The sequence below is a fragment of the Mesorhizobium sp. M7A.F.Ca.CA.004.12.1.1 genome (assembly GCF_003997835.1).
Classification (GTDB): domain Bacteria; phylum Pseudomonadota; class Alphaproteobacteria; order Rhizobiales; family Rhizobiaceae; genus Mesorhizobium.
This window is the reverse complement of sequence record NZ_RZRK01000415.1, coordinates 1-5529: the sequence shown is the minus strand read 5'-3', so window position 1 is coordinate 5529 and position 5529 is coordinate 1. Positions and strand designations below refer to the sequence as shown.

Annotated in this window: 6 protein-coding genes; 2 read left to right on the top strand and 4 right to left on the bottom strand. The window is 62.9% G+C overall.

Translation table 11 applies throughout. The features are described 5' to 3' along the window. Both EN984_RS21005 and EN984_RS21000 read left to right on the top strand, forming a co-directional pair. Window positions 1-909, top strand: a 909-nt coding sequence (locus tag EN984_RS21005; RefSeq protein WP_127383926.1) for an aminotransferase class I/II-fold pyridoxal phosphate-dependent enzyme, incomplete at its 5' end; no start/stop codon positions are given. 212 nt (window positions 910-1121) lie between these two features. Beyond that, window positions 1122-1382, top strand: a complete 261-nt coding sequence (locus EN984_RS21000; protein WP_127272455.1) for a hypothetical protein — start codon at window positions 1122-1124, stop codon at window positions 1380-1382. Between the two features lie 138 nt (window positions 1383-1520). On the opposite strand, the gene EN984_RS20995 is transcribed toward EN984_RS21000, so the two are convergent. From EN984_RS20995 to EN984_RS20980, 4 genes are all read right to left on the bottom strand, one after another. Then, entirely contained in the window at window positions 1521-2204 is a 684-nt protein-coding gene (locus EN984_RS20995; protein WP_127271777.1) for an SGNH/GDSL hydrolase family protein, read from the bottom strand. 64 nt (window positions 2205-2268) lie between these two features. Further along, on the bottom strand, window positions 2269-3222 hold the full coding sequence (locus EN984_RS20990; protein WP_127272456.1) for an ABC transporter permease: 954 nt from the start codon (window positions 3220-3222) through the stop codon (window positions 2269-2271). Window positions 3223-3225: 3 nt separating this feature from the next. Beyond that, window positions 3226-4188 carry an ABC transporter permease gene (locus EN984_RS20985; protein ID WP_127383925.1) on the bottom strand — a complete coding sequence of 321 codons (963 nt, stop codon included), beginning with the start codon at window positions 4186-4188 and terminating at the stop codon, window positions 3226-3228. Between the two features lie 8 nt (window positions 4189-4196). Beyond that, window positions 4197-5529 (bottom strand): sugar ABC transporter ATP-binding protein (locus EN984_RS20980; protein ID WP_164765560.1); only part of this gene is annotated, 1333 nt, incomplete at its 5' end.

Genomic DNA, 5529 nt, shown 5'->3' with positions numbered 1-5529 from the left:
TATCCCGACCCCGCCGGGCGCAAGCTGCGCCAGGCGATCGGCGACAAATATGCCGTCGCCGAGGGCCAGATCATCCTCGGCAACGGTTCCGAAGACCTTCTCTCCGTCATCAGCCGTGCCGTGTTGCGGCCGGGCGACGCGGTCGTCACGCTCTATCCGTCGTTCCCGTTGCATGAGGACTACGCAACGCTGATGGGGGCGACCGTCAAACGCGTTGTCGTCAACGACGATCTCACCATCAATGTCGATGCGCTGGTCGAGGCGGTGCGCGAACGGCCGCGCATGCTGCTGTTTTCGAACCCGATGAACCCGGTCGGCAGCTGGCTCTCCGGCGGCGATCTGTCCAGGGTTCTGGATGCGGTCGGCGACGAGACGCTGATCGTCATCGACGAAGCCTATGCCGAATATGCCAAGGGCGACGATTATGCATCGTCCCTGCCCTATCTCGAAAAGCTGGGCCGGCCCTGGATCGTGCTGCGGACCTTTTCCAAGGCGTTCGGTCTGGCCGGATTGCGGATCGGCTTCGGCATCGTCGGTGACCCGGAGCTGCGCGCGCTGCTCGATCGCGTCCGCACGCCTTTCAACGCCAACGCGATGGCCCAGGCGGCCGCACTCGCGGCACTGGCCGACGACGAACACCTTGCCAGGGTCGTCGCGCTGGCCAATGCAGAGAGAAAACGCGTCGAGACTTTCCTGGCGAGCAAGGGCCTCGATGTCGCTGCCTCCAGGGGCAACTTCCTGTTCTTCAACTGCCGGCAAGATGCTTCCGCCTTCGTCGAAGGCCTGCTGCGTCACGGCGTCATCGTCAAGCCGTGGAAGCAGCAGGGTTTTGACACCTATGTGCGAGTCAGCATCGGCTCGACAGCGGAGAACGACCATTTCATGGCCGTTCTGTCGGAGCTGTTGTGAATACACGCTTTGGTCGGGATTCGGACGGGCAAGTTGACCCGCGCCTTGCGGCTGCGATGTGCCAGTTCGGACACGATGACACTCTGCGGTGCAGTTCGTTGAACGAAGGCAATAGATTTTTTGGGCTTCAAGCCGACAGCAGGCCTTAACTTTCGCGGCGTGGGTTTTTACATCTCGGGGGTCTGCAAACGATCGACGCTGAGGAGGCTCCCTTGCAGCAACCAGATGACATCGCCGCCCGCCGATTGGGCATTCTCATCGAGCAATATGTGGAAGCGCGCAAAAAGCGCTACGACTATGTGTCGACCGAGCAGGCCTATCGGGCCATCCGGCAGGTCCTCAAACCCGCCATTCCCGATCGCGAACTCGACGACATGGTCGCCTCGCTTGCCGTGAAGAAGGGCCTGGCGGTCGTTTTCGACCGCCAAACCAAATCGTCTGCCGATCATGTTCCTCGGGGCACAAGGCCCTAGATCAACGCAGGTCTGCAGGCGTCGAGCGCCACATCGATACGGGGCCAAACGGCCCCGTATCGATGTGCATCGCCGGAGGAACGAGCGATACACCCGCGCCGTAGGCCTGTGTGCCGCGAGCCGACGGGCGTGGCGGCTTCAGGCGGCAGTGCTGACCTTGCCCGGCTCAAGGATCGACTTGACCTTGTCGGCGACGGCGCGTCCCAGATCGGCGTTGTTTCCGGCAGTAAAATGGATGCCGTCAACACCATCCGTGGTGAGGTAATCGCCGGCATTGAGAAAATCGATCTTCATGAAATCCGCCATCGCCTTGTACTGCCTGGCCAGATCCCTGGATTTTTCGTGCCCGCCACCAAACATGCCCTCGAACCACGGATCGGGCATCGGGGTCAGCGGCGGCGGCGCAATGACCAGCGCCTTGGGAGCCGGATAAGGGGTGCCGATGCCGCCGGCACTGGTCAGGATCTGCCCGACCAGTTTCGCCATTCCATTGGCGATCTCATAAGGCGTCCGGCGGAAATAAGACTTGGTGTCGTTGGTGCCGAGCATGACGATGACCAGGTCGAGCGGCAGATGGCTGGCGATGGCCGAGGGCAGATAGTTCGCCCCGTTCAGGCGCGGATCGTTGGGGTCGTCGAGACAGGTCGTGCGCGCGCTCAGGCCTTCTTCGATGATGTGGTAGCCCGCCCCCAGCGCCGCCGCCATCACACCGGTCCAGCGCTGATCATAAGGGTAGCGGTAGGTCGGCGACCCTTCCTTGACCGGAACCCAGCCCCAGGTCAGCGAGTCGCCGTAGCACATGATGTTTTTTGGCGGTGACATCCATGTTTCTCCATCTGTTTGCAATTGTCTGAACGCCGGCGCACTTGCTCTTCGCCGTTTCAAATCAGGGGTTTCGCACGCGCACTCCGTAGAAGATCGCCGCGCCGAGGATGATGACGCCCTGCGCGATGAGCTTGCCGGGCTCGTCGATGCCGAGCACCGTCATCACCACGAACAGCAGCGCAAAACACAGCGCCCCGAAGAAAGGCCCCCAGACGCCGCCGTCGCCACGACCGAAGACGACGCCGCCGAGGATCGTTGCCGCGACCGCCAGGATCGGCAGGTCGAGGCCGATACGGACGCTGCCGACGGCGATGGAACCGGTCTGCACCAGGGCGGCGATCGCCGCTATCAGGCCGGCGAGCGTATGCGCCAGGATGACCGTGCGCTGGACCGGCACGCCGGAAAAATGCGCGGCTTCGGCATTCTCCCCGACCGAAGCGACGTAGCGGCCAAAGATGGTCCGCGACAGAAGCAGCCACACCGAAGCGGTCAGCAGGACCCAGAACAGCACCGGCGTCGGAACCGACAGGAATTTCGTGTTGTATAGGTCGTTGAACAGCTTCGGCACATCGCCGGGCGGATTGCCGCTCGACAGGAACTGCACCAGCCCGACCAGGATGATGCTGACCGCCAGCGTGACGATGACCGCCGACACCCGCCGGTTGCCGATCATGAAGCCGTTGAACAGGCCGATGACGAGGCCGGTGGCGAGCGCCAGCACGACGAAGAAAGGCATCGACGCGCCGGGGAAAGTGCCCGACGAGATGAAATAGTTGATGAGCAGGATGATGCCGCCGCCAGAGAGGTCGATCGACTTCACCCGCATGACGACGAGCTGCCCCAGCACCAGGATGCCGAGCGGCACGATCTGCCTGACGAAGATGCCCATGATGTTGAGGTTGAGCATGTTCGGCCGCGCGATCCACAGCGTCGCCAGCAGCACGATGAAGACAAAATAGGACGGCGGGATGCGCAGCAGACGCCGGGCGATCGGATTTGCGAGAACGGCGGCCATCGCTCAGAGCCCCATTTTCTTGCGGGATTGCAACCCGACCACCGCCAGCAGGATGCCGCCCTTGATCGCTGTCTGAACAAAGGGCGAGACGTTGGCGAGGTTCATGCCGTTAGCCAGCAGCGCCATGACCAGCGCGCCGATCACTGTGCCGTGCAGGCTGCCGATGCCGCCGGAGAGCTGGGTGCCTCCGAGCGCCACGGCGGTGACGGTATCGAGTTCGAAAAGCAGACCGACATTCGGATCGCCCGACACGATGCGCCCGGCCAGGAAGACACCGGCAGCGGCCGCGAAACAGGAGCAGACCACATAGGCGAGGATAATGTTGCGGCGGTCGGAGACGCCGAAATTTCGGGCAGCGCTTTTGGCGCCGGACGCGATGCCGCCGCCGATCGCAAACAGATGCAGCCCGTACCGGGATCCGTAGAGCAGTTTCCACGCTGCCAGGATCACGGCGATGCCCCAGAAAACCGGATAGGAAATGCCGAGGAAACTGCCCGAGACGGCATCGATGACGATCTCCGGCACGGTGCCACCGGAGACGGGACGCAGGATGCGCGTGATGCCGAGCACGATGTACTGCGTCGACAGCGTCGCGATGATCGGATGGACGTTGAAGCGGGTGATCGCCAGGCCGTTGGTCAGCCCGATGAGTGCCGCCAGCACGAAGACCGCCGGGATCAGCACGATCGCCGGCTGGTCGAGCGCCAGCACCGCGGTGGTGAAGCTGATGACCGAACCGACCGACAGGTCGAGCCCGCCGATGAGCACGACGACGAGCTGTCCGATCGCCGCGATGATCAGCGGCATCGCCTGGGCTACCAGGTTGAAGAGGTTTTCGGCCGTGGCGAACTGTGTCGTCTCGACGGCCAGCCACAGCGAAATGAGCAAGGCGACCAGAAGCGGCAGGCCCCACAGGCCTTGCCGGGTGTTCCGGCCACTCAGGATGTTGAAAAGCGAACGATGCATGGAGGCCCCTAATGCTGGCGCGTGGAACCGCCCATCAGGGCCGCGTCGAGGATCTTGTGTTCTGTCGCCTGCGCTGCCGGCATTTCGGCAACGATGGTATCGTCGTGGACGACGTAGATGCGATCGCAGAGCCCGATCAACTCGATCGTCTCACGCGACAGCACCAGCACGGCGCCGCCCTTGGCGGTAAAGTCGCGCAGCAGGTGGTAGATCTCGGACTTGGCGCCGATGTCGACTCCGCGGGTCGGCTCCTCGACCAGCAGAAGATCGAGATCGGCGGCCAGGTAGCGGCCGAGCAGAACCTTTTGCTGGTTGCCGCCGGACAGGGAGCCGACCGGCGCGGACGGCCCTGCCGCCTTTATGTTCATGACCTCCATCATGCGGGCGATCACGTTTCGATACGGCCGCGCCGCCGCGAGTTCGGATCGCCTCGAATGCAATCCGATGGCGATGTTGTGGGCGATCGGCAAAGCGAGGAAGAGCCCCTCTTCCTTGCGGTCCTCGGGAACGAAGCCGACCCTCAGCTGCTGCAAATGGCGAACGCCTGATGATGGCGGGAGCGGCATTTTCAGCGCTTTGCCGTTGACGGAAATCGTCCCGGCGGAGGGATGATAGCGGCCGATCAGCGATCTCAGGAAGCGCTGCTGGCCCTGTCCCTCCAGGCCGGCCAGGGCGACGATCTCGCCCTTGTGCAATGTCAGCGACAGCGGCCGCGATGTCTCGGTGATCCTCAGGTTCTCGACGCGCAGGATCTCGTCGCCTTTGTTATCAGTACGATCGGGAAAAAGGTCCTGGAGTTCGCGTCCGACCATCATGGCGATGAGTTCGTCGGTGGTGATCTCGGACACCATTCTTGTGCCGACCAGTGCGCCGTCCTTCAGCACCGTCACCGTGTCGCACAGCTCGAATATCTCCTCCATGCGATGCGAGATGTAGACGATGGCTTTTCCCTTATCGCGCAGCCGGCGGATGTTGCGGTTGAGCACATCGACATCGGCTGCGTTGAGCGCCGCCGTCGGCTCGTCGAGGATGAGCACGCTGGCGTCCGCCTGGATGCAATGCGCGATCTCGACGAATTGCCGCTCGGCTATGGTCAGGTTTGAAACGAGTTGCGACGGGTCGAGCGTGAGGCCGAGTTCGCCAAGCGCCTTGGCGGTCTGGCTGCTCATCACCCGATAATCGATCGAGCCGAACCGTGTCGTCGGCTCCCGGCCGAGAAACATGTTCTCGGCGATCGACAGATTGGGCAGCAGCGAATGCTCCTGGAAAACGGTCGAAATGCCGGCATCGAGTGCGGCTCGCGGCGATTTCAGATCGAGCTTCTCCCCGTTCATGAAGATC

Coding starts and splice junctions, on each gene's coding strand:
- EN984_RS20995 (WP_127271777.1), bottom strand. CDS start 2,204: ATGTCACCGCCAAAAAACATCATGTGCTACGGCGACTCGCTGACCTGG.
- EN984_RS20990 (WP_127272456.1), bottom strand. CDS start 3,222: ATGGCCGCCGTTCTCGCAAATCCGATCGCCCGGCGTCTGCTGCGCATC.
- EN984_RS20985 (WP_127383925.1), bottom strand. CDS start 4,188: ATGCATCGTTCGCTTTTCAACATCCTGAGTGGCCGGAACACCCGGCAA.